At 65.3% G+C, this 22,577-nt stretch carries 20 protein-coding genes; 4 read left to right on the forward strand and 16 right to left on the reverse strand.

Annotated elements, in window-relative coordinates:
• Positions 1-88 precede the first annotated feature (88 nt).
• Positions 89-562 carry a hypothetical protein gene (locus tag HNO53_RS14025; RefSeq protein ID WP_209473074.1) on the forward strand — a complete coding sequence of 158 codons (474 nt, stop codon included), beginning with the start codon at positions 89-91 and terminating at the stop codon, positions 560-562.
• An 88-nt stretch (positions 563-650) separates the two neighbouring features.
• On the opposite strand, the gene HNO53_RS14030 is transcribed toward HNO53_RS14025, so the two are convergent.
• The 3 genes from HNO53_RS14030 to HNO53_RS14040 are packed head-to-tail and all read right to left on the reverse strand — an operon-like array spanning position 651 to position 4,329.
• Complete coding sequence (locus tag HNO53_RS14030; RefSeq protein WP_209473076.1) at positions 651-2,153, reverse strand: aldehyde dehydrogenase; 1,503 nt, start codon at positions 2,151-2,153, stop codon at positions 651-653.
• Positions 2,150-3,547 (reverse strand): aspartate aminotransferase family protein, encoded by a 1,398-nt coding sequence (locus HNO53_RS14035; protein WP_209473079.1) that lies wholly within the window; start codon positions 3,545-3,547, stop codon positions 2,150-2,152. The genes HNO53_RS14030 and HNO53_RS14035 overlap by 4 nt, the downstream gene beginning before the upstream one ends.
• Before the next feature lie 14 nt (positions 3,548-3,561).
• Entirely contained in the window at positions 3,562-4,329 is a 768-nt protein-coding gene (locus HNO53_RS14040) for a gamma-glutamyl-gamma-aminobutyrate hydrolase family protein (protein ID WP_209473081.1), read from the reverse strand.
• 231 nt (positions 4,330-4,560) lie between these two features.
• Here HNO53_RS14040 and HNO53_RS14045 point away from each other — a divergent pair, with 231 nt between their 5' ends.
• Positions 4,561-5,937: a glutamine synthetase family protein gene (locus HNO53_RS14045; protein ID WP_209473083.1), complete on the forward strand. Its 1,377-nt coding sequence runs from the start codon at positions 4,561-4,563 to the stop codon at positions 5,935-5,937.
• Between the two features lie 75 nt (positions 5,938-6,012).
• Here HNO53_RS14045 and HNO53_RS14050 read toward each other — a convergent pair whose 3' ends face one another.
• The 13 genes from HNO53_RS14050 to hemA all read right to left on the reverse strand — a co-directional run bounded on the left by HNO53_RS14050 (position 6,013) and on the right by hemA (position 19,942).
• A complete protein-coding gene (locus HNO53_RS14050; protein ID WP_209473085.1) occupies positions 6,013-6,588 on the reverse strand; it encodes a glycine zipper 2TM domain-containing protein in 576 nt (191 codons plus the stop codon).
• A gap of 197 nt (positions 6,589-6,785) precedes the next feature.
• Complete coding sequence (locus tag HNO53_RS14055) at positions 6,786-8,078, reverse strand: NAD(P)/FAD-dependent oxidoreductase (RefSeq protein ID WP_209473087.1); 1,293 nt, start codon at positions 8,076-8,078, stop codon at positions 6,786-6,788.
• A gap of 26 nt (positions 8,079-8,104) precedes the next feature.
• Entirely contained in the window at positions 8,105-8,941 is an 837-nt protein-coding gene (locus HNO53_RS14060; protein WP_240549168.1) for an ABC transporter permease subunit, read from the reverse strand.
• Positions 8,942-8,943: 2 nt separating this feature from the next.
• The gene (locus HNO53_RS14065) at positions 8,944-9,852 is read right to left on the reverse strand and encodes an ABC transporter permease subunit (protein ID WP_209473089.1); all 909 of its coding nucleotides are present in this window, start codon (positions 9,850-9,852) and stop codon (positions 8,944-8,946) included.
• 21 nt (positions 9,853-9,873) lie between these two features.
• Positions 9,874-10,950 (reverse strand): polyamine ABC transporter ATP-binding protein, encoded by a 1,077-nt coding sequence (gene potA / locus HNO53_RS14070; protein ID WP_420827868.1) that lies wholly within the window; start codon positions 10,948-10,950, stop codon positions 9,874-9,876.
• Between the two features lie 262 nt (positions 10,951-11,212).
• Positions 11,213-12,313: a polyamine ABC transporter substrate-binding protein gene (locus tag HNO53_RS14075; RefSeq protein WP_209473091.1), complete on the reverse strand. Its 1,101-nt coding sequence runs from the start codon at positions 12,311-12,313 to the stop codon at positions 11,213-11,215.
• A gap of 67 nt (positions 12,314-12,380) precedes the next feature.
• Positions 12,381-13,727 carry a glutamine synthetase family protein gene (locus HNO53_RS14080; protein ID WP_209473094.1) on the reverse strand — a complete coding sequence of 449 codons (1,347 nt, stop codon included), beginning with the start codon at positions 13,725-13,727 and terminating at the stop codon, positions 12,381-12,383.
• Between the two features lie 38 nt (positions 13,728-13,765).
• On the reverse strand, positions 13,766-15,061 hold the full coding sequence (locus HNO53_RS14085) for an NAD(P)/FAD-dependent oxidoreductase (RefSeq protein ID WP_209473096.1): 1,296 nt from the start codon (positions 15,059-15,061) through the stop codon (positions 13,766-13,768).
• A 235-nt stretch (positions 15,062-15,296) separates the two neighbouring features.
• Complete coding sequence (locus HNO53_RS14090) at positions 15,297-16,046, reverse strand: HesA/MoeB/ThiF family protein (RefSeq protein WP_209478653.1); 750 nt, start codon at positions 16,044-16,046, stop codon at positions 15,297-15,299.
• Between the two features lie 5 nt (positions 16,047-16,051).
• Entirely contained in the window at positions 16,052-16,552 is a 501-nt protein-coding gene (locus HNO53_RS14095) for a winged helix-turn-helix transcriptional regulator (RefSeq protein WP_209473097.1), read from the reverse strand.
• Positions 16,553-16,740: 188 nt separating this feature from the next.
• Positions 16,741-17,577 carry a peptide chain release factor N(5)-glutamine methyltransferase gene (gene prmC, locus HNO53_RS14100; protein ID WP_209473099.1) on the reverse strand — a complete coding sequence of 279 codons (837 nt, stop codon included), beginning with the start codon at positions 17,575-17,577 and terminating at the stop codon, positions 16,741-16,743.
• Positions 17,577-18,665 (reverse strand): peptide chain release factor 1, encoded by a 1,089-nt coding sequence (prfA, locus tag HNO53_RS14105; protein ID WP_209473101.1) that lies wholly within the window; start codon positions 18,663-18,665, stop codon positions 17,577-17,579. Before prfA ends, prmC begins: the two co-directional genes overlap by 1 nt.
• An 11-nt stretch (positions 18,666-18,676) precedes the next feature.
• Entirely contained in the window at positions 18,677-19,942 is a 1,266-nt protein-coding gene (gene hemA / locus HNO53_RS14110; RefSeq protein ID WP_209473103.1) for a glutamyl-tRNA reductase, read from the reverse strand.
• Between the two features lie 350 nt (positions 19,943-20,292).
• On the opposite strand from hemA, the gene HNO53_RS14115 reads away from it, so the two are divergent.
• Positions 20,293-21,927, forward strand: a complete 1,635-nt coding sequence (locus HNO53_RS14115; RefSeq protein WP_242597426.1) for a tetratricopeptide repeat protein — start codon at positions 20,293-20,295, stop codon at positions 21,925-21,927.
• A gap of 26 nt (positions 21,928-21,953) precedes the next feature.
• The gene (lolB, locus tag HNO53_RS14120; protein WP_209473105.1) at positions 21,954-22,574 is read left to right on the forward strand and encodes a lipoprotein insertase outer membrane protein LolB; all 621 of its coding nucleotides are present in this window, start codon (positions 21,954-21,956) and stop codon (positions 22,572-22,574) included.
• Positions 22,575-22,577 lie beyond the last annotated feature (3 nt).

Genomic DNA, 22,577 nt, shown 5'->3' on the forward strand with positions numbered 1-22,577 from the left:
ATTAACAGGCTCCCTTGAGAAGAGACCACACGCAGGCGGGCGAAGGCCTTAGCGAAGCTGGACACAGCGATTCAATAGGAGCGCGACAATGCTTGGAAAACACCTGATCGGCATGGCACTCGTGGCTGGCACCCTGCCATTGACAGTTCTCGCCCAGGAAGGTCCGGCAACGACTGAGGAACTCGATAACGGAGTTGTCGTTGAGGAGAGCCAGCCCGAGACTCGAGAGCAGGCACTGGAAAGCCTCGATACGGCCAGCGAAGAGACCCCAGAAGCAGCCAGCTTTGGCCTGGAGACCGCCCAGGAGGCGGTGAGCCAGGGCGGAGTCGACGGCCAAACCGTCAGCGGCACCGCCAGCGGCGGGCGCAGCACCGAGGCACCTGACCAGGCCGACGGGAGTGCTGCCGGCGGGAATGCCGGTGGCATGGGCGCCGCTAACGCTGGCGGTGCCGGCGGCGATGGTGCCGGGGGCGGCGGTGGTGCCGGCGGTGGTGGTGCCGGCGGTGGTGGTGCCGGCGGCGGTGGTGGTGCCGGCGGTGGTGCCGGCGGCGGTCGCGGCTGATCAGCTTCGCGGCAGCCACAGAAACCACGAGGCCGGCCCCATGGGGCCGGCCTCGTCGCTGTAGAAGATCCTCTTCCGAGAGGCTCGCTCAGGTAGCGAGATTGATCCACACGCTCTTGAGTTCGGAGTACTCCTCCAGGCTGTGGTGCGACTTGTCGCGCCCGTTGCCCGACTGCTTGACCCCGCCGAAGGGCATGGTCTGGTCGCCACCGGCCCAGTTGTTGACGAACACCTGGCCCGACTGCAGCCGCCGCGTCACGCGCATGATGCGGTCGATGTCCTGGCTCCACAGCCCCGCCGCCAGGCCGTAGGGCGTGTCGTTGGCCATGGCGATGGCTTCGTCTTCGCTGTCGAAGCCGAACACCGCCAGCACCGGGCCGAAGATCTCTTCGCGGCCGATGGTCATCTGCGGCGTCACGCCGTCGAACACCGTCGGCGGGATGAACAGCCCCGGCCCGTCGATGGCCTGGCCGCCGCTGCGCAGCCGCGCGCCCTCCTCCACGCCCTGGCGAATGTAGTCGAGGATGCGGCGGTGCTGGGCCTCGTCGACGATGGCGCCCATAAAGCTCGCCGGGTCCAGCGGATCGCCCGGCTGCATGGTCTCGGCGGCTTTCAGCACCCGCTCGACGAAGTCGTCGCGAATCGAATTCTCCACCAGCAGCCGGGAGCCGGCGATGCACACTTCGCCCTGGTTGTGGAAGATCGCCGCAGCGGCATGGCTGGCCACCTGATCAAGGTCCTTGCAGTCGGCGAAGACGAGGTTCGGCGACTTGCCGCCGCACTCCAGGTAGACCCGCTTGAGGTTGGACTGCCCGGCGTACTGCATCAGCTGCTTGCCCACCGCGGTGGAGCCGGTGAAGGCCAGGCAGTCGACCTGCATGGAGAGCGCCAGGGCCTTGCCCACGGTGTGGCCGAAGCCCGGCAGCACCTGGAACACGCCCTTGGGCAGGCCGGCCTCCTTGGCCAGTTGGGCCAGGCGCAGCGCCGATAGCGGCGACTTCTCCGAGGGCTTGAGGATCACGCTGTTGCCGGCGGCCAGCGCCGGGGCGATCTTCCAGGCGGTCATCATCAGCGGGAAGTTCCACGGCACGATGGCCGCCACCACGCCGATCGGCTCGCGCAGTACCAGGGCCAGGCTCTCCTCGCCGGTGGGCGCCACCTCGCCGTAGAGCTTGTCGATGCACTCGGCCTGGTAGCGGATGCAGCCGATGGCGCCGGCCATGTCGCCCAGCGAGCTCGTGATGGGCTTGCCCATGTCGAGGGTGTCGAGCAGCGCCAGCTCGTGCTTGTGGGCCTCCATCAGCTCGGCCAGACGCAGCAGGGTCTTCTTGCGCTTGCCCGGCGCCAGGCGCGACCACGCGCCGCCGGCGAAGGCTTCACGAGCCGCCGCAACGGCGCGCTCGGCGTCGGGTTCGTCGCAGCTGGCCACCTGGGCCAGCAGCTCGCCGGTGGCCGGATTGCGCGACTCGAAGGTGTCGCCGCTCTCGGCAGCGACGAAGGTGTCGTCGATGAAGGCGCGCGATTCGAAGGCTAGCTCGGCTGCCAGGGCCTGCCAGTCGGCCAGGGTGCGTGGAGATGACGTACGGCTCACGATCCGGACTCCTCTCTAAAGGGTGACTCATCCGCCTGCTCGCGTGCGGCCAGCCGCCGCGCGGTCTCATCCAGCGCCTCGCGGGCCAGGCGCACCAGTTCATCGATTTCGGCGCGGGTGATCACCAGCGGCGGCGAAATGATCATCGTATCACCCACCGAGCGCATCACCAGGCCATGATCGAAGCAGATGTCGCGGCACAGGGTGCCGGCACCGAGCGACTTGGCAAAGCGCTCGCCGGTGGTCGGATCGATCAGCTCCAGCGCACCGATCAACCCCAGCGAGCGCGCCTCGCCCACTAAGGGATGATCGGCCAGTGCGGCCCAGCGCTCGGCGAGATAGGGGCCAACGTCGTCCCGTACCCGCTCGACGATGCCCTCGGCCTGCATCAGCTCGAGGTTCTTCAGCGCCACGGCGGCACAGGCGGGATGGCCGGAGTAGGTGAAGCCGTGGAAGAATTCACCGCCGCGCTCGATCAGCGTCTCGGCCACGCGGTCGCCCACCAGCACGCCACCGATCGGCAGGTAACCGGACGAGAGCCCCTTGGCAATCGGCATCAGGTCGGGTTCGAGGCCGTAATGCACGCTGCCGAACCACTCGCCCAGGCGACCGAAGCCACAGATCACCTCGTCGACTACCAGCAGGATGTCGTACCTGGCCAGCACCTCCTTGACGGCCGGCCAGTAGCTCTGCGGCGGGATGATGGCACCGCCAGCTCCCTGCACCGGCTCGGCGATGAAGGCGGCAACGTTCTCTTCGCCGAGCTCCTGGATCTTGGCCTCGAGCGCCGCGGCGCATTCGCGGCCGAAGGCGTCGGGGCTGGTATCGCGCCCTTCCCCAAACCAATAGGGCTGGCGCACATGGGCTATCTTCGGCACCGTCGGGCCGCCCTGGGCATGCATCGGCGCCATGCCGCCCAGGCTCAGGCCGGCCACGGTGGAGCCGTGGTAGGCGTTCTCGCGCGCGATCACCCACTGCTTGTCGGGCTTGCCTTCCAGGGCCCAGTAGCGCCGCACCATGCGCAGCACGGTATCGTTGGCCTCGGAACCCGAGCCGGTGAAGAACACCCGGTTCATGTGCGGCGGTGCCAGCCGGCTCAGCGCCTCGGCCAGCTTCACCGCCGGCGGATGGGTGCTCTTGAAGAAGTTGTTGTAGTAGGGAAGTTCGCGCAGCTGCGCGGTGGCCGCCTCGACCAGTTCCTCGCGACCATAGCCGAGGTTGACGCACCACAGCCCGGCCATGGCGTCGAGGATGCGATGGCCCTCGCTGTCATGGATATAGATACCCTCGGCGTGAGTGACGATGCGGCTACCCTCCTCCGCCAGTGCCTTGAAGTCGGTGAAGGGGTGCAGGTGGTGGTCACGATCCAACTGGCGGTAGGTCTGGGTCTGCATGGGTATTCTCCTGCTCAGATGGATAGCGACTCGGCAACGGCGCGGTCGAAAAAATGAGCACGACAGGCAGCGGCGAAGCCCTCGAACAGGGCGTGATAGAGCGGATGCTCCTGTGTACGCCATTCGGGGTGCCACTGAACCGCCAGGGCGAAGGCCGGGGCTGCGACCACCGATATCGCCTCGATCAGCCCGTCCGGCGCCGTCGCCTCCACTTTCAACCCGTCACCCAGGCGATCGATACCCTGCTGGTGCAGCGAGTTGACCGTTGCATGCGGCTCGACGTACAGCGCTGCCAGGCGGCCTCCGGCGCAAACCTCGATGTCATGCGCAGGCGCATAGCGGGTCGCGTAGTCGGCTTCTGGCTCGCGGTGGTCGGCAAGGCCGGGCACGTTCTGCACCGCCTGGTGCAGCGTGCCGCCGTAGGCTACGTTGAGCTCCTGGAAGCCGCGACAGATCCCCAGCAGCGGCAGGCCCTGACGAATGGCGGCGGGTATCCAGGCCAGCGCGGCGGCATCGCGGTGCAGGTCGTCGCGGGTGTTCTCCCGTGCGCGCTTTGCCCCGTAGCGGGCGGGGTCGACGTTGGAGTAGCTGCCGGTCAATAGCAGGCCGTCCAGATGCGCGAGCAGGTCGCCGTCCAGAGCATCCTGCCAGACCGGCAGCACCACCGGCGCCAGGCCATAGGAGCGCAGTGCACTCAGGTACTTGTCGGTCACCACGTGGGCAGGGTGGCCCTCCACCTCTCGGCGACAGGCGATGACGCCCACCAGGGGTCGGTTCGGCATGGCGGCCTCCTCGAAATCAGGTTGGCAGAACTGTGTTGATTAAACTTTCCACTATCGAGGCAAAAAAATCCACCCCCGGCCCCACAGCCCCTTGCTCAAGCTACACACGCAAGGCTTTTTGCGGAAAAGCATCAGCAATCCGCATCGACAATCCGTAAAAGATTTGACAACACAGGATCGTCGACGAAAGATAGGCATTAATGACGAACCAGCGACAGTGACAGGTGCCCCATGCCGCCGCTCAGCGCCGACCAGGCCCGGGAGTTTCTCGCGCGCCACCCTGCCATCGACAGCATCGATCTGCTGATCAGCGATCTCAACGGTGTCATGCGCGGCAAGCGCATCCCGCGCGACAAGCTGGACAAGGTCTGCCGTGACGGCATCAACCTGCCGGCCTCGGTCTTCGCCCTGGACATCAACGGCCATACCATCGAGGCGACCGGCCTCGGCCTCGCCAGCGGAGACGGAGACAGGATATGTCGCCCCCTCGAGGGTACGCTGTTGCCATCGCCTTGGCTGCGCAATGGCCGTCAGGGCCAAGTGCTGATGACCATGGTCGAGCCCGACGACTCGCCCTTCTTCGCCGACCCGCGCCAGGTGTTGTCACGACAGTTGCAGCGACTGCACGAGCGGGGCCTGACGCCGGTGGCGGCAGTGGAGATGGAGTTCTATCTGCTCGACCGCGAACGTACCCCAGAGGGGTGGATACAGCCACCACGCTCACCGCGCAACGGCGAGCGCGCCAGCCAGAGCCAGCTCTATTCCATCGACGAGCTCGACGAGTATGCGGCTTTCCTGGAAGACGTGCAGCGGGCGGCAGAGCTCCAGAACCTGCCGCTCGACACGGCGCTCAAGGAGTGCGCGCCGGGCCAGTTCGAGATCACCCTCGGCCACTGCAACGATGCACTCAGAGCGTGTGACAGTGCCGTCCTGCTGAAGCGACTGGTCAAGGGCGTGGCGCTGAATCACGGCTTCGAGGCCACCTTCATGGCCAAGCCCTACGGCCTCGAGGCAGGTAACGGCACCCACGTGCACCTCAGCATGCTCGACGCCAGCGACCGCAATGTCTTCGCCGCCGACAACGGCGATCTCCTCGGCAGCCAAACGCTCCACTGGGCCGTGGCGGGACTGCTGGAGCTGATGCCGGCCTCGATGGCCATCTTTGCGCCCAACCTCAACTCGTTCCGGCGCTTCCAGCCTGGGCTCTATGTCCCCATGGCCCCGACCTGGGGATTCGACAATCGCTCGGTGGCCCTACGCATCCCCTCCGGCAACAACGACGCACGCCGTATCGAGCACCGGGTCGCTGGGGCCGATGTCAATCCATACCTGCTGCTAGCCGTCCTGCTGGCAAGCATCGAGCACGGCATCGCGGAACAGTTGACGCCGCCTGCGCCCGTCGAGGGTAACGCCTATGAGCAGTTCGGGCCCTCTTTGACCAACAGTTGGCAACAGGCGATCGACCTGCTGGAAGCCTGCGAGCCGCTCAAGAGCGCTCTGGGCCGCGAGTTCGTTCACGTTTTCGCTGCCAACCGGCGCGCCGAGCGTGAACAAGCCATGCAGACGGTAAGCCAGCTGGAGTACGCCTGGTACCTGCGTCACGTTTGACGAGTGCGCACTCTCGCGGGGGCGGAGCAAATGACAGCGCCCCGACCGAAGCCGGGGCGACACGAGGAAGAGTGATCAACCATCGCTGGTGGCCAGCGGAAGGTCCCAACGTGGCTGCCCTTCCTCGAGCAGCACGCGATCACCCTGCGGCTGATGGTCCAGGCGGGACACCTCGGTAAGGTCGCCGTGGCGCCAGGTGACGTCATAGCCGACGGTTTCCTCCCGGGTATCCATGACGGTGTGGCACTGTCGCTGCGTGGTGGTGTAGGTCTGGGTCTGGTTGGCCTCGATACGCCCCTGGATCTCGCGCCCGGCAAAGCCGCCGCCCACCACCCCCGCCACGGTGGCCAGGGTCTTGCCACTGCCGCCACCGACCTGGTTGCCGAGCAAGCCACCAATCACGGCCCCCGCTGCCGTACCGGCGATGCGATGGGGATCGCGGCTGGGCGCCTGGGCTTGCTGTTGGACCACCACGTCCTCACACACCTCGCGCGGCGTCTCGACGCTGCGCGTCACCGGCTGCACCGCCACGACCTCGGCGAACTGCGGCCCGCTCTCCCTGGGCGCTTGCTGTACCTGCCAGGCGCCGTAGCCCAGGCCACCCAGTCCCAATACGCTCAGCGTCGCTCCGATCACGATCGACTTGTTCATCACGCTCCTCCTGCAGGGCGATATGCCGCCCCGGGCTTATAAGGCTCGGCTCGATACGATGTGCAAGAGAAGAGACGTGACGAGCGGCACTCCATGCCGCCCGGGAATGACTTCAGTATACGCAGCGGTAGGGAGACGTTAAGCGCGACGCAACGGCTTTCACATTTTCTGCCCCGGTGTCCGCCGCTGGCGACACCTCACCAGCCGAGCCGGTCCCGCGTGGCGTAGTACCATGCTCCGAGCGCCGAGAGCGGCACGCGCAGCAATCGCCCACCGGGGAACGGCAGGTGCGGCAGGCCGGCAAAGGCCTCGAATCGCTCGCCCTCGCCGCGCATCACTTCGGCGACCAACTTGCCGGCCAGGTGCGAGCAGGTCACCCCGTGCCCCGAGTAGCCCTGGGCATAATAGACATTGTCGTTAAGGCGACCGAACTGCGGCAATCGATTGAGCGTCATCAGGAAGTTGCCGCTCCAGGCGAAGTCAATGCGCGCATCGGCCAGCTGCGGAAAGGTCTTGAGCATCTTGGGACGAATCACCGCGGCAATATCCGCCGGATCCTGGCCGCCGTAGTTGACCCCGCCACCGTAGAGCAGGCGGCCGTCGGCGGTGAAGCGGTAGTAGTCGAGCAGGTAGTTGCAATCCTCCACCGCCATGTCGTGAGGGATCAGCTCGCGACGCAGCGCCTCTGGCAGCGGCTCGGTGGTGATGATCTGCGTACCACAGGGCATCGACTTGCCCTCCAGCTCCGGCAAGATGCCCTGCAGGTAGGCGTTGCCGGCCATCACCACGCGCCGTGCGGTCACGCTGCCACTCGGCGTACGCAGCGTGACGCTCTCACCGTGACGCACCTCGAGCACAGGGGTTTGCTCATGGATCTTGCCGCCCAGCGACTCGAACGCAGCGGCCTCGCCCAATACCAGATTGAGCGGATGCAGGTGGCCACCGGAATGATCCACCAGTGCACCGACATAGCGTTCGCTGCCGATCTCGCGCCGGTAGGCCTCGCCCTCCAGCAGTTCCAGCTGACGGTTGCCATAGCGCTCCCATAGCGCCTTGTGCTCGCGCAACCCCTCGAGCTGCTTGCGGTTGCAGGCGGCGAACAGGTTGCCCTGCTTCAGGTCGCAGGCGATCTCGTAGCCGGCGATACGATCACGAATGATGCGATTGCCCTCGAAGGCCATATCGCCCAAGGCCCGCGCGGTGTCGGCACCGTACCTGGCCTCGATCACGTCCATATCGCGGCTGTAGCTATTGACGATCTGGCCGCCGTTGCGCCCGGAAGCGCCGAAGCCGACGCGGGCGGCCTCGAGCACGACCACCTCCAACCCCTGCTCGGCCAAGTGCAGGGCCGCCGAGATACCGGTGAAGCCCGCCCCCACCACGCACACCTCGCACTCGATGTCGCCGACCAGGGCGGGGCGCTCCGGCGCGGGGTTGGCTGTGGCAGCATAGTAGGACGCCACATGCTCGGCATTGGCTTGGATCGACATAACTACCTCATGCTCAAAGAAAAAAATTATCTTCCTGCCGTCATATCCTGCAACATCGCCTGCCGCCGCCTTGCCTCGCTGCGCCGCATCAGGTACCAGGCGATGAAGGTGGCCAGCGATACCGCCAGGATGATCAGCGTGGCCAGGGCGTTGATCTTGGGCGAGACGCCAAGGCGCACCGAAGAGAACACCACCATCGGCAGCGTGGTCGCACCGGGACCGGAGACGAAGCTGGCGATCACCAGATCATCGAGCGACAGGGTGAAAGCCAGCAGCCATCCCGCCGCCAGCGCCGGCGCAATCACCGGTAGGGTGATCTGGAAGAAAGTACGCACCGGGCGGGCCCCCAAGTCCATGGCCGCCTCCTCGATCGACAGGTCCACCTCGCGCAGACGTGAGGCCACCACCACCGCCACATAGGCGCTGCAGAAGGTGGTGTGGGCAATCCAGATGGTGACCATGCCGCGGTCCGCTGGCCAGCCGATCAGCTGCGCCATGTGCACGAACAGCAGCAGCAGCGACAGGCCGGTGATCACCTCGGGCATCACCAGCGGCGCAGTGACCATGCTGGAGAGCGCCGTCTTGCCGCGGAAACGGGCGAAGCGCACCATCACGAAGGCGGCCAACGTGCCCAGGCACACCGCCATGGAGGCGGAAAAGAAGGCGATGCGCAGGCTAGTCCATATGGCCGAGAGGATCTGCTCGTCACGAAACAGTTCGACATACCAGTGCGCCGAGAAGCCCGCCCATACGGTGACCAGACGCGACGAATTGAAGGAGTAGATCACCAGGATGAGCATCGGCAGATAGAGGAAGACGAGCCCGACGATCAGCATCACGGTGGTGAAGGATGGCTTGCGCATGGTCACTCCTCCAGCTCGCGGGACTGGTAGCGGTGGAACAGGGCGATAGGCACGATCAGGATCGCCAGCATCACCATCGCCAGTGCCGAAGCCACCGGCCAGTCACGGTTGTGGAAGAACTCTTCCCACAGCACCTTGCCAATCATTACCGTATTGGGCCCGCCCAGCAGCTCCGGGATCACGTACTCCCCCACCGCCGGGATGAACACAAGCATCGAGCCGGCGATGATGCCGCCCTTCGACAGCGGCAGCGTCACGGTGAGAAAGGTGTTGAGCTTGCGCGAACCGAGATCCGAGGCCGCCTCCAGCAGCGAGGTGTCGAGCCGGGTCAGGTTGGCATAGAGCGGCAGCACCATGAACGGCAGGTAGGCATAGACGATTCCCAGAATCACGGCGAAGTTGGTGTTGAGCATGCGAATCGGCGAATCGATCAACCCAGCCCATATCAGCAGATTGTTGATCAAGCCGTTGTTGCTGAGGATACCCATCCAGGCATAGACGCGAATCAGGAACGAGGTCCACGACGGCAGCATCACCAGCAGCAGCAACACCAGCTGCCAGTGGGCCGGGGCGCGGGCCATGGCATAGGCCATGGGATAACCGAGCGCGAGGCACAGCACGGTGGCCAGCAGGGCTATCTTCACCGAGCCCCAATAGGCCGAGACATACAGCGTGTCGGTGGCCAGGAACAGGTAGTTGCCGAACGTCACGATGACGTTAAGCGTCTGGTTGGCATAGTCGAAGATAGGGCCGTAAGGCGGTATCGAGATGGCAGCCTCGGAGAGGCTGATCTTGAGTACGATGCCGAACGGCAGCAGGAAGAATAGGGTCAGCCACAGCAGCGGGACGGCGATGATCCAGCCACGGCCGGGCTTGAGCAGTCGCCGCAGGCGAGCGGTTACGTGAGTCATGCGGATCTCCCGGCGTCTCGATCAGTCGTGCAGAATGACGGCGCTCTGGTCGTCCCAGTGAACGAATACCGGCTCGTCCCAGCGCGGCCGGTCGCCGCGGCGCTCGGTATTGGTCATGCTGGCCTTGACCAGGTGGCCGCCCTCCAACCTCACGTAGTAGACCGAAAAACCGCCGAGGTAGGCGATGTCCTCGACGATACCGGCCGCCCAGTTGGTTTCGCCCGACGGACGTTCGCGGGTCAGCCAGGTCTTTTCCGGACGCACCGCCACCCACACCCGACGTTCGTCGGCCTGGGTGCTGACACCGTGGCCGATGCGAATCGAGCAGCCGAGCGCGGGGCTCTCGATGATGCAGTGGTCGGTTTCATCGACGACGATCTCGCCCTCGAACAGGTTCACCGTACCCACGAACTCGGCCACCATGCGGTTGGCCGGGCTCTCGTAGACGTCCATCGGCGTTCCCACCTGGGCGATCCAGCCATCAGCCATGATCGCCACGCGGTCGGCCATGGTCATGGCCTCCTCCTGGTCGTGGGTAACCATGATGCAGGTGACGCCGACACGCTCCAGGATCTGCACCACCTCGAGCTGCATCTCGGTGCGCAGCTTCTTGTCCAGCGCCCCCATCGGCTCATCGAGGAGCAGCAGCTTGGGTCGCTTGGCCAGCGACCGGGCCAGCGCCACGCGCTGTCGCTGGCCGCCGGAGAGCTGGTGCGGCTTGCGCCGGGCGTAGGCCTCCATGTGCACCAGCTTGAGCATCTCGGCCACACGCTCGCCAATCTCGCGTCGAGGCAGCTTGTCCTGCTTGAGGCCGAAGGCGATATTCTGCGCCACCGTCATGTGCGGAAACAGGGCGTAGGACTGGAACATCATGTTGATCGGCCGCTCGTAGGGCGGCATGGCGGTGATATCTTCCCCATCGAGCACGATCTGACCTTCGCTGGGCTTCTCGAAGCCGGCCAGCATGCGCAGCAGCGTCGACTTGCCCGAGCCGGAGCCGCCCAACAGGGCGAAGATCTCGCCGCGACGAATCGACAGGCTGACATCATCCACCGCCAGTACGCCGTCGAAACGCTTGCTGACGCGACGAATCTCCATCAGCTCTTCATGACGGACCGGGCGCGGCTTGCCGGGCACTCCTTCGGCCTGCGCCATGCTTTCGGCGGTTCGTCGCGGTGGCTCTGTCGCTTGGGTCCGGGTCTCTGTCATCACAGCATCTCCTGTGCAAACGAGATGAAAGCGAAGGCGGAACTCGTCACAAATGGTGCCTGGCCGGGCCCGCCGACCTGGGCGTGGCGACGCCAGGGGTACGTGACGAATTCATGTCTTTATGCCGGCCCGCAGGGCCGGCATGGGAGGGTCAGATACCGGACTTCACCCGGTTCCAGGTGCGAGTACGCACGCGCTGCACGGCCAGGGATTTCTCTTCCTGAACGTATAAGTTCTCCATCACCTCCTGATTGGGATAGACGGAGGTGTCGTTGAGGATCTCCGGGTCGAGATATTCGTTGGCGGCGATATTGGGGTTGGCGTAGACCACGTACTCGGTGATGTCAGCGGCGATTTCGGGCTCGAGGATGAAGTTGATGAAGGCGTGGGCGTTGTCCGGGTTGGGCGCGTCGGCCGGAATCGCCATCATGTCGAACCACAGCGCCGCGCCCTCCTTGGGTATGGTGTAGGCGATCTCGAAGTCACGCCCCGCTTCCTCGGCGCGGTCGGCGGCCTGGAAGATGTCGCCAGAGTAGCCCGCCGCCACGCAGATATCGCCGTTGGCAAGGTCGGAGATGTAGCGCGACGAGTGGAAGTAAGTGATGTTGTCGCGCACCGCGGCGATCAGATCGCCGGCCGCCTCGACGTCTTCGGTCTCCTCCGAGGTCGGCGACAGGCCCAGGTAGGCCATGGCGGCAGAGAGCATGTCGTCACCGGTATCCAGCATGGAGATACCGCAGCCGCCCTCGTTCAGTGCCGTGGTCACCTCGGGGTCGAAGATCAGCGCCCAGGAATCCAGCGGCGCATTTTCGCCGAGAATCTCGGTGACCCGCTCGACGTTGTAGCCGATACCGTTGGTGCCCCACATGTAGGGAATCGAATACTGGCTGCCCGGGTCGATCGACTCCAGCTGCTCCATCAGTTCGGGGTTGAGGTTCTCCATGTTGGGGATCTTGTCGTGATCCAGCTCCTGATAGACCCCGGCGCTGACCTGGCGGGTCAGGTAGTAGTTGGAGGGCACCACCACGTCATAGCCGGAGCGACCCGCCAGCACAGCGGCGTCGAGCACCTCGTTGCTGTCGTAGACGTCGTAGATCACCTCGATGCCGGTGGCCTCGGTGAACTTTTCCAGCGTGTCCGGCGCGATGTAGTCCGACCAGTTGTAGACGCGCACCTCATTGGCCTGGGCGGCAGCGGCGATGGTCAGTGAGCACAGCGCTACGGCCTGAGTCAGCTTGCGTTGACATGACATGATGACACCTCTTGTTCGCATTGTTGTCGTCGGTCCGACCGCAGCAGCTGGCCGGTCATTCTTCCCACTAAACGCTCAACAGCAGGAACTCCCTCTCCCACGAGCTGATGACTTTCTTGAAGTTCTCGTTCTCCACCCGCTTGACTGCCACGTAGCCGGTCACGAAGCGATGGCCCATGTAGCGCTCCAGCTCGCTGCAGTTCTCCATCCGCTCCAGGGCCTGCTCGAGGGTGAACGGCAGGCGCAGGTTGCGACGCTCGAAGGCCCGGCCCTGCACCGGCGCGGAGGGGTTGAGCTGCTGCATCATACCGAGGTAACCACACAGCAAGCTTCCCGCAATGGCGAGATAGGCGTTGGCGTCGGCGCCGGGCAGGCGGTTTTCGATGCGCCGGTTCTGCGGTGAAGAGTCCGGCACCCTGAGACCGCAGGTGCGGTTCTCCTCGCCCCACTCGACGTTGACCGGCGCCGAGGTGTCGGGCAGGAAACGGCGGAAGGAATTGACGTTGGGCGCCATCAGCGGCAGCGCCTCGGGAATGAAGCGCTGCATGCCGCCGATATGGTGCAGGAACAGCTGGCTCATGGAGCCGTCCTCGTTGGCAAACACGCTCTTGCCGGTCGTGGCATCCAGCACGCTCTGATGGATATGCATGGCGCTGCCGGGCTCGTTGGTGATCGGCTTGGCCATGAAGGTCGCCACCACGTCGTGCTTGAGCGCCGCCTCGCGCAGGGTGCGCTTGAACAGGAAGACCTGGTCGGCCAGCATCAGAGGGTCGCCGTGACGGAAGTTGATCTCCATCTGGGCGGTCCCCTCCTCGTGGATCAGGGTATCGATGTCGAGGCCCTGAACCTCGCACCAGTCATACATGTCCTCGAACAGCGGATCGAACTCGTTGGCCGCATCGATCGAGAACGACTGCCGACCGGTTTCCTGGCGCCCGCTGCGGCCGATGGGCGGCAGCAGCGGCAGGTCGGGATCCTCGCAGCGCTTGGTCAGGTAGAACTCCATTTCCGGCGCCACCACCGGCTTCCAGCCCTGTTCGGCGTAGAGCGCCAGCACCCGCTTGAGCTGGTTGCGGGAGGAGAGTTCGATGGGGTTGCCCATCTTGTCGTAGCAGTCGTGGATCACCTGGGCGGTAGGCTCCAGCGCCCAGGGTACCGGGTAGACCGCGGAGATATCGGGTCGGCAGAGCATGTCGATATCTGCAGGGTCGAGCAGCGAGTAATAGAGCTCGTCCTCGACGTAGTCACCGGTCACGGTCTGCAGCAGCACGCTCTCGGGCAGACGCATTCCCTTTTCGGCCATGAACTTCGACACCGGCGTAATCTTGCCGCGGGCAATACCGGTGATATCGCTGACCAGGCACTCCACCTCGGTGATGCGTCGTTCCTTCAGCCAGCTTTCCAGGTCTTTCATGGGAACCTCATTGCAGCCCGTCCCGGGCGTCATGTTCGTTATAGTCGGTCGCGCAGCTTGTAAAAAGTGGTGGCCAGTACCAGCAGCGGCGTGCGCAGGCGCTCGCCGCCGGGAAAGCGGCGATGGGGCATGGCGGCAAAGAGATCGAAACGTTCGCTCTGACCGGCAATGGCCTCGCCAAGCAGCTTTCCGGCCAGCCCGGCCAGCGCCATGCCGTGCCCCGAATAGCCCTGGGCATAGTAGACGTTGCTGCCAAGGCGGCCGAAGTCCGGCGCACGGTTGAGCGTGATCGCCACGTCACCACCCCAGCGGTAGTCGATACGTATCCCGTCGAGGACCGGAAACAAGCGTGCGATCTTGGCGTCCATGCGCTGCTGCAAGCCGCGTGGCTCGCGGCCATCGTAACTGACCTCCCCGCCATAGATCAGCCGCCTGTCGGACGAGAGACGGTAGTAGTCGAGCACGAAATTGGCATCGGATAGCGCATCGTTGCACGGCAGGACTTGAGCCGCCCGCGCCTCACCCAGCGGCTCGGTGGCGATGATATAGTTGGCCGCACGCATGACGCGCCCCTCCAGCTCCGGCAGCAGGCGCCCCAGGTAGGCATTGGCGCCAACCACCACGAAATCGGCCGTGACCTCCCCCTGGGCCGTCACCACCGTGGCCGGCTGGCCGCGACGTACGGCCAGGGCGGGGCTATGCTCGTAAATCGCAACGCCCGCCCGCTGGGCCGCCCGTGCCAGGCCCAAGGTATAATTGAGCGGATGCAGGTGCCCCCCCTCGTGCTCGAGAAGGGCGCCGGGATAGGCGTCGGTGACGACTCGCTCACGCAGCGCCCCACCTTCCAGCCACTCGAGCGCCGTGTAGCCGTAGTCCCGCGCCAGGCTCTCCTGCATCTCGCGCAGTTCACGCACGTGGCGCGGCTTGACTGCGGCATGCAGATAGCCCCAGGCGAGGTCGCAGGGAATGGCGTGGCGCTCGATGAGCTCGGCCGTGAGGCCCACCGCCTCGCGGCTCATCTCCCACACCTCCCGGGCACGCTCGCGGCCAAGCGCCTGCGCTACGGTGGCGATATCGGTCCCAAGACCGGGAAGAATCTGCCCTCCGCTGCGCCCGGAGGCGCCGAAGCCGATCTCGCGAGCCTCCAGCAGCGCTACCGAATAGCCACGCTCGGCCAGGTGGAGCGCGGCGGAACAGCCGGTGATACCGCCACCGATCACGCACACGTCGACACGCCGCTGGCCGGCGAGCGGTGGACATGTCTGATCGAGACGCACCGCGATCGAGTCGCGATAGTAGGAGGCGGGTCTGTCGGTCTGGGCGGCAGTGGTCATACTGCGTTTCCTGAAGCGGTACACCGGGACATCGGGTTCGACTAGTCTGGCACCATACCGACAGGGGCTGTCAAGTATTCAATAACGAAATTGACTTACCAGCCTTTACCCAGCCCAAGCAGGTCTTAAAAAAATCCTTTAAAAACAGCAGTGAATTGAGAAATAGCGCAGCCGAATTGGGCTTTCTCACTATGACGGCCAATTGCATTTGTAAAATAATAACCATCACCCGAGCTCAGCGTGCGGCACATACCGGACAGTTCGGATCGCGCGGCACCTGGAAGTGACGCCACTGCCCGGAGAGGCCGTCAAAGGTGGAAAGCCCCCTGTGCGGCGTTCCGGCGCCGCTGAGCAGCTTGACCGCTTCCAGCGCCTGAAAACAGCCGATCAGCCCCACCAACGGCGCCACTACCCCGCTTTCGGCACAGCGCAGCTCCTCGTCGCCACCCTCCCCCGGGGGATAGAGGCAGGCATAGCAGGGCGAAGCGGCATCGCGCGAATCGAACACCGCCAGTTGGCCGGAGAACCGGATCGCCGCCCCGGACACCAGCGGTACACCGGCGCGCTGACAGGCGGCATTGATGGCATAGCGGCTGGAGAAGCGGTCGGTACAGTCGAGCACCAGATCGACCTGGCGCACGGTGGCATCGAGCGCGGCCTCATCGAGATGCGCCTCGATCACGCGGATGTCGCACCCAGGGTTGAGCGCCACGGCGGAATCACGGGCAGAGCGCGCCTTGTTGCGCCCCAGATCGTCCATGCCATGGGCGATCTGGCGCTGCAGGTTGGAGAGTTCCACCTCGTCGGCGTCGGCCAGGACCAAGTGACCCACTCCGGCGGCGGCCAGGTAGAGCGCCACCGGCGAGCCCAGTCCGCCGGCACCCACCACCAGCACGCGTGAAGCCAGCAGACGCTCCTGCCCGTCGATGTCGATCGCCTCCAGCATGATCTGCCGGCTGTAGCGCAGCAGCGCCTCGTCGTTCATTGCCATTACTTGCCTTCGAGTTCGTCGATGTCGGGGACGTAAAGCGAGAATTCCTCCTTGACCTCTTCCATCACCACGTAGCTCTTCGACTCCTTGACGCCGGGAAGGGTCAGCACCACGTCGCCGAGCAGCTGGCGGTAGGCGGACATCTCGGGAATCCGGCACTTGAGAATGTAGTCGAACTGCCCCGAGACCAGATGACACTCCTGGATCTGTGGCAAGCGGGAGACGGCACGACGGAATTCGTCGAACACGGCCGGCGACTGCGTCTCGAGGCTGATCTCGACGAACACCAACAGGTTGGCCTTGAGCGAACGAGGGTTGAGTATCGCCTTGTAGCCTTTGATGACACCGGACTTTTCGAGGCGCTTGACGCGCTCCAGGCAGGGTGTGGTGGAGAGTCCGACCTGGGCGGCCAGGTCGACGTAGGAGATACGGGCGTTGTCCTGCAGGCAGCGCAGGATCTTGAGATCGATACGATCGAGCGAGCGGGTCTTGGTTTTCATTATGGTGTCGTGGAAAGCCGAATCAGAGTGAGTGAAGCGTCGCCATGTCAGCAAATCGACCTGAAAAAGCGCGGCATTCAGGCGTAGTGCTGGTGTTCGGTCGCACAAACATGCCGACATTTGGAATTATTTCCTGAACAGATGTACCACAGCGACCACCACCCCTCCAATACGCCTCCTCAACGTTGTTACGGCCGCCGCCCGAACGTGACCCGCTCCTGTCCGCCCAGGTCCCGTCGGCCGGCTATCGCGACATAACCGCAGGCCTCCAGCAGGCGGCGAACGGTTGCCGCCTGGTCGTGCCCATGCTCCAGCACCAGCCAGCCCCCGGCTGACAGGTGGGCTATGCCACGCTCGGCGAGATGGCGCAGGTCGGCAAGCCCTGCCCCCGCCGCGACCAGGGCGCTGCTGGGCTCGAAGCGCACGTCGCCCTGTGCCAGGTGCGGATCCTTGGCGTCGATATAAGGCGGGTTGGCCGCGACAAGCGCGAAGCGCTCCTCCGCCAGGGCAGTGAACCAGTTGCTGTGAAGGAAGCGCGCATTGGCGATGCCCAACCGACCCGCATTGGACTCGGCCAGCGCCACGGCCTCGGGCACCCGGTCGACGCCGAGCGCCTCCCAACCGGGCCGCTCGCTGGCGAAGGCCAGTGCGATGGCGCCGGTTCCGGTGCCCAGATCGAGCAGCCGACCCGACGGCTCAGACGCCAGCTCGAGCAGCACTTCCACCAGGGTCTCGGTGTCGGGCCGGGGAATCAGGGTGTGCCGCGAGGTGGCCAGGGCCAGCCCCCAGAACTCGCGCACGCCGGTCAGGTAGGCCACGGGATGTCCTCCTGCGCGTGCCGCCACCAGGGCCTCGAAGCGAGCCCGCGCGTAGCTCGTCGCGGGCCGGTCGCCCCACGTATAGAGCCAGGTACGCTCGACGCCCAGCACATGACACAGCAGCACTTCGGCATCGAGCCGCGGCGTGGGCGAGCCCGCCCCAGCCAACCGCTTGCTAGCCCACGCCACCAGGGCGTCGAGGCGCATCAGGCCTCCTGCTGCAGCGCCGCCAGCTGCTCGGCCTGGTGCTCTTGGATCAGCGGATCGAGGACTTCGTCGAGTTCGCCGGTCATCACCTCACCAAGCTTATAGAGCGTCAGGTTGATGCGGTGGTCGGTGAGCCGGCCCTGGGGGAAGTTGTAGGTGCGAATGCGCTCGCTGCGATCCCCCGACCCGACCAGACTGCGGCGCGTGTCGGCCCGCTCGCGCTGATGGCTCTCCACGGCGCTCTGCTTGAGGCGCGCGGCCAGCAACGACATGGCCTTGGCCCGGTTCTTGTGCTGGCTGCGCTCCTCCTGGCACTCGACCACCACCCCGCTCGGCAGGTGGGTGATGCGAATCGCCGAGTCGGTGGTGTTGACGTGCTGGCCGCCGGCACCGCTGGAGCGGAACGTATCCACCCGCAGGTCGGCGGGATTGATGGTGACATCGCCCACTTCATCGGCCTCCGGCATCACCGCTACGGTACAGGCCGAGGTATGGATGCGCCCCTGGGACTCCGTGGCAGGCACCCGCTGGACGCGGTGCGCGCCGGACTCGAACTTGAGCCGGGCATAGACCCCATCGCCCTTGACCCGCGAGATGATCTCCTTGTAGCCGCCCTGCTCCCCATGACTGGCGCTGATCACCTCGACCTTCCAGCCCCGCTTCTCGGCATAGCGCGAGTACATGCGGAACAGGTCGCCGGCGAACAGTGCTGCTTCGTCGCCACCGGTACCGGCGCGAACCTCCAGAAAGACGTTGCGACCGTCATCGGGATCACGCGGCACCAGCAGCTGCTTGAGCCGTGCCTCAAGTGTCTCCAGCCGTTCCCGCCCCTCCTCCAGCTCCATCTGGGCCAGCTCGCGCATCTCGGCATCGCTGTCGTCGGCCAGCAACGCGGCGTCTTCCAGCTCGCGCTCGGTCGCCAGATAATCGCGCCAGGCCTCGGCCAACGCCTCGAGTTCGGCATACTCACGGGAATAGTCGCGGAAGCGAGGCTGATCGCTGATCACCTCGGGCTCCGCCAGCAAGGCGGCGAGCTCCTCGAAGCGCTCGACGAAGCCATCGAGACGCTGGCGCAGGGTCGCTTTCATGGCGTGTCCTGTCAGGGTTTCGTTGATGGGGAATCCAGCAGCAGCGCCTCGGCGGCGATGAGCAGATCACGTCGCTCGCCGCCAGATGCCTCACGCAGGGCTACCGTGGGCCGATGCAGCAGGCGATTGGTGAGCTGGTGCGCCAGCAGGCGTATCACCTCCTCAGGGTCCTCCCCGCGAGCCAGCTTTGCCAGCGCCTGACGCTCGGAATACTCGCGCAGCTCGGCCGCCTGGTCGCGATAGCGCCGGATCAGCTCTCCGCTGCTGCGGATGCGCCGTTCGTGCAGCCAGACGTGTACGCCATGCTCGATCAGTGCTTCCGCCTGGTCGGCGGCCGCCTGGCGGTGACGCCGATTCTCCTGGATCACCTCGTTGAGGTCATCGACGGTGTAGAGAAAAATGTCATCCAGATCACCGACCTCGGGCTCGATGTCCCGCGGCACGGCGATGTCGACCATGAAGATCGGCCGGTGGCGGCGCTTCTTCAGCGCCCGCTCCGCCATGCCCTTACCCAGAATCGGCAACGGTGCGGCGGTCGACGAAATGACGATGTCGGAACGCGCCAGGGCATCGGGTATCTCGTTGAGCGAGATCGCTTCGGCATTGAATTCGCCCGCCAGCACCTCGGCACGCTCACGCGTACGATTGGCGACGATCATGTCGCGCACGCCGGCCTCGCGAAGATGACGCGCCACCAGCTCGATGGTCTCGCCGGCACCGATCAGCAGTGCACGCGAACGACCGAAGTCCTCGAAGATACGGCTTGCCAGGCTCACTGCGGCGTAGGCCACCGACACCGGGTTCTGGCCGATGCCGGTGCGCGTACGCACCTGCTTGGCTACCGCAAAGGTGTGCTGGAACAGCAGCTCCAGCTCGCCGCCCAACCCGCTCGCCTGACGTGCCGACTGATAGGCCTCCTTGAGCTGACCGAGTATCTGAGGCTCCCCCAGCACCATCGAATCCAGCCCCACTGCAACGCGCATCAAGTGACGCGCGGCATCGTTGTCGAGATAGTGATAGGCGCAGGGTGTCAGCTCTTCGAGCGCCAACCCATGGAAGTGGCTCAACCAATCGAGAATGGTACGCTCGCCGCTCGGTTCGGTAACGCAATAGAGCTCCGTGCGGTTGCAGGTCGAGAGCACCGCCGCTTCGTGCACCTGGGGCAGGTGACGCAACTCGGCCAACGCCGACTCGAGCTGAGCCGGGGTGAAGGCGACCCGCTCGCGCACTGCGACCGTGGCCGTCCTGTGGTTGATTCCAAGGGCAAGAAGCGTCATGCGTTAAGCGTCTTCGGGTGATGTCGGCAACGGCACCGTAAATGAAAAATCGTCTCTGCGGCGCTGCATTCTATCACAGCCTTCCGAACTCGGCGCCAGGCACACCGCCTCGGCAATTGACGCACGACAAGGGAACGCATTCGTCGAGCCGCATCGTCGACGCAGCGATCCCTTTGCCCCTGGGCTGCTAGCCGGTATGCTGGCAACTCGGGACACCGGATGAGATACGCATGCCCTCGACGCTGATACGCTCCTCACGCCATGGACTGGCAATGCTTGGCCTGACCGCCCTGCTGGGCGGATGTCAAAGCCTGACCTCCTCTCCTTCAGCCATGTCTCAAGAAGACCCCATGGCATCGGCGCCCCCCATCGAGCACGGACTGGACGCGGAGGGGCTGGCGACGCTGCTGACGGCCGAATTCGCGGGACAGCGCGGTGACTATCGCCGCGCCACGCTGGGCTACCTGGCCATGGCCGAACGCTACAAAGCCACGCCGTTGGCGGAGCGCGGTACCCTGGCGGCACGCTTCAGCAACGATATTCTGCTGCTCGAACAGGCCGTTGGCACCTGGCACGAGCTCGACCCGAGCGCGGAAGCACCGCTGCGCCTGCTCGCCAGCCTGGCCTTGCAGCGTGGCGACTGGGCTCAGGCGCTCGAACGACGCCTGGCACTGGCCGAGCAGGGTCAGCATGCCGAGCTGGCACTCTTCGCCGAACTGGCGCTGGAATCCGGCACGGACCTGCTCCCGCTTCGCGAACGGCTGGGAGAGTATCTCGACCGCAACGAAGCCGGCACTCACCCCCACTATCACGATGCCGTGCTCGCCATGGCAACGCTCGAAGCGGCCACGGGCCAGCGTCAGCAGGCCGAGCGGCGCCTGACTCGGCTCGAGCGCAATCACTCGGAGCTGCCTGCCCTGTGGCTGACGCGCGCCCAGCTGGCGCTGGAAGCCGACAATGCGCATCAGGCCCGTGAAGCCGCACGCCGCGGTCTCGCGATCTCCCCGGGAGATCCGCGCTTCCTGCTGCTGCTGGCCCAGGCCGAGCTGATGCTGGGCAACGTGGCCGCCGCCGAACGACACACCTCCACCCTGATGGACGAGCACGTCGGCAACCAGGAGCTGCACATCTCGCTGGCCCGTCTCTATCTGGAAGGCGGCCACCTGGATGCGGCCCGACGCCTGCTGCTGCCGCTGGTCAGCAGCGACGACCCACCACCTGCGGCTTTTTATCTGATGGGCACCATTGCCGAGGAGGAGGGCGAGCTGGACAACGCCCTGCTCTATTATCGCCAGGTCGCTCCCGGCAGCGATTTTCTGCGCGCCCGCTCGCGCGCCGCTCAGATGCTGATCGAAGACGACCGCTTGCTCGACGCCCGCGCCTTCCTGCGCATCGAGCGCCTGCGCCATGAATCGCACTTCAGCGAACTGGTGGCTCTCGAGGTGGAGTTGCTCGACGAGGCCGGGCGCCAGGGTGATGCCGACGCCCTGCTCGACCGCGAACTCTCGCGCACCCCCAATGACGAGGCACTGCTGTATCTGCGTGCGATGCGCACCTGGGAGCGTGGCAACCTCGAAGGGATGGAGCGTGACCTGGGCCGTATCATCGAAGCCAACCCGGAGAACGCCTCGGCCTTGAACGCGCTGGGCTACACCCTGGCCGACATCAACGACACCGAGCGCCTGGAGGAAGCCCGCGAGCTCATCGAACGCGCCTATGCACTCGAGCCCGGCAGTCCGGCGATCATGGACAGCCTGGGCTGGGTCTACTATCGACTGGGCGATCCCGAGCAGGCGCTGGGGTGGCTGGAACGCGCCTACGCCAGCATGCCCGACCAGGAGATCGCCGCCCACCTGGCCGAGGTGCTGTGGGTTCTCGACCGTCGGGACGAGGCGCGGCGCATCGTGGAACAAGCGCTACGTCGACACGACGAGCATCCACGCATCGACGATCTCCTCGAACGCATTCCCGAACTGGCGCCCTGACCATCCACTGTCAACGAGACGATGCCATGAGACGCTCCTTTTTCGAGATACGCTGGTTTATCGTGAGCCTCGCTCTTGTGCTGCTGGCCGGCTGCGCTGCGCCGGGCAAGGCACCGGAAGGCGAACGCGCGAGCAATCAGTGGCAGGCGCAGCAAGAGCGGCTGGAAGCCCTGGACACCTGGACGCTGATTGGCAAAGCCGGATTGCGCACGCCTCAGGAAACGACCAGCGCCAACCTCGACTGGAGCCAGCACCCTCATTATTACCGCATGCTGATCAGCGGCCCCTTCGGCAGCGGCCGCAACCTGCTCGAGGGTCGCGAGGGCCGCTTCACCCTGACCAACGCCGAGGGGCGTTTCGAAGCCCCGACTCCCGAAGCCCTGATGCGGCAGCAGCTGGGCTGGTCGCTGCCGGTCAGCGCCCTGGCCGACTGGATTCGCGGGCTGCCCGCCGATCACAGCGGCTATCAATTGGCTGAGGACGCACGCGGCTTCCCCCTGCGACTCGAACAGGATGGCTGGCAGATCGTCTATCGCGACTGGACCCAGGTCGAGTCGCTGTGGTTGCCACGCCGAATGGTCATGGAATACGACGATCTTCAAGTGACGCTGGTGGTCACCGAGTGGCGCCCGACCATCGACGAATGAAAC

The sequence above is a fragment of the Billgrantia antri genome (assembly GCF_017868935.1).
GTDB lineage: Bacteria > Pseudomonadota > Gammaproteobacteria > Pseudomonadales > Halomonadaceae > Halomonas > Halomonas antri.

Excerpts from the sequence above, each read along its gene's own strand:
- HNO53_RS14025 (WP_209473074.1), top strand. The coding sequence starts at position 89 with ATGCTTGGAAAACACCTGATCGGCATGGCACTCGTGGCTGGCACCCTG.
- HNO53_RS14035 (WP_209473079.1), bottom strand. The coding sequence starts at position 3,547 with ATGCAGACCCAGACCTACCGCCAGTTGGATCGTGACCACCACCTGCAC.
- HNO53_RS14040 (WP_209473081.1), bottom strand. The coding sequence starts at position 4,329 with ATGCCGAACCGACCCCTGGTGGGCGTCATCGCCTGTCGCCGAGAGGTG.
- HNO53_RS14045 (WP_209473083.1), top strand. The coding sequence starts at position 4,561 with ATGCCGCCGCTCAGCGCCGACCAGGCCCGGGAGTTTCTCGCGCGCCAC.
- HNO53_RS14050 (WP_209473085.1), bottom strand. The coding sequence starts at position 6,588 with ATGAACAAGTCGATCGTGATCGGAGCGACGCTGAGCGTATTGGGACTG.
- HNO53_RS14055 (WP_209473087.1), bottom strand. The coding sequence starts at position 8,078 with ATGTCGATCCAAGCCAATGCCGAGCATGTGGCGTCCTACTATGCTGCC.
- HNO53_RS14060 (WP_240549168.1), bottom strand. The coding sequence starts at position 8,941 with ATGCGCAAGCCATCCTTCACCACCGTGATGCTGATCGTCGGGCTCGTC.
- HNO53_RS14065 (WP_209473089.1), bottom strand. The coding sequence starts at position 9,852 with ATGACTCACGTAACCGCTCGCCTGCGGCGACTGCTCAAGCCCGGCCGT.
- potA (WP_420827868.1), bottom strand. The coding sequence starts at position 10,950 with ATGGAGATTCGTCGCGTCAGCAAGCGTTTCGACGGCGTACTGGCGGTG.
- HNO53_RS14075 (WP_209473091.1), bottom strand. The coding sequence starts at position 12,313 with ATGTCATGTCAACGCAAGCTGACTCAGGCCGTAGCGCTGTGCTCACTG.
- HNO53_RS14080 (WP_209473094.1), bottom strand. The coding sequence starts at position 13,727 with ATGAAAGACCTGGAAAGCTGGCTGAAGGAACGACGCATCACCGAGGTG.
- HNO53_RS14085 (WP_209473096.1), bottom strand. The coding sequence starts at position 15,061 with ATGACCACTGCCGCCCAGACCGACAGACCCGCCTCCTACTATCGCGAC.
- HNO53_RS14090 (WP_209478653.1), bottom strand. The coding sequence starts at position 16,046 with ATGAACGACGAGGCGCTGCTGCGCTACAGCCGGCAGATCATGCTGGAG.
- HNO53_RS14095 (WP_209473097.1), bottom strand. The coding sequence starts at position 16,552 with ATGAAAACCAAGACCCGCTCGCTCGATCGTATCGATCTCAAGATCCTG.
- prmC (WP_209473099.1), bottom strand. The coding sequence starts at position 17,577 with ATGCGCCTCGACGCCCTGGTGGCGTGGGCTAGCAAGCGGTTGGCTGGG.
- prfA (WP_209473101.1), bottom strand. The coding sequence starts at position 18,665 with ATGAAAGCGACCCTGCGCCAGCGTCTCGATGGCTTCGTCGAGCGCTTC.
- hemA (WP_209473103.1), bottom strand. The coding sequence starts at position 19,942 with ATGACGCTTCTTGCCCTTGGAATCAACCACAGGACGGCCACGGTCGCA.
- HNO53_RS14115 (WP_242597426.1), top strand. The coding sequence starts at position 20,293 with ATGGCATCGGCGCCCCCCATCGAGCACGGACTGGACGCGGAGGGGCTG.
- lolB (WP_209473105.1), top strand. The coding sequence starts at position 21,954 with ATGAGACGCTCCTTTTTCGAGATACGCTGGTTTATCGTGAGCCTCGCT.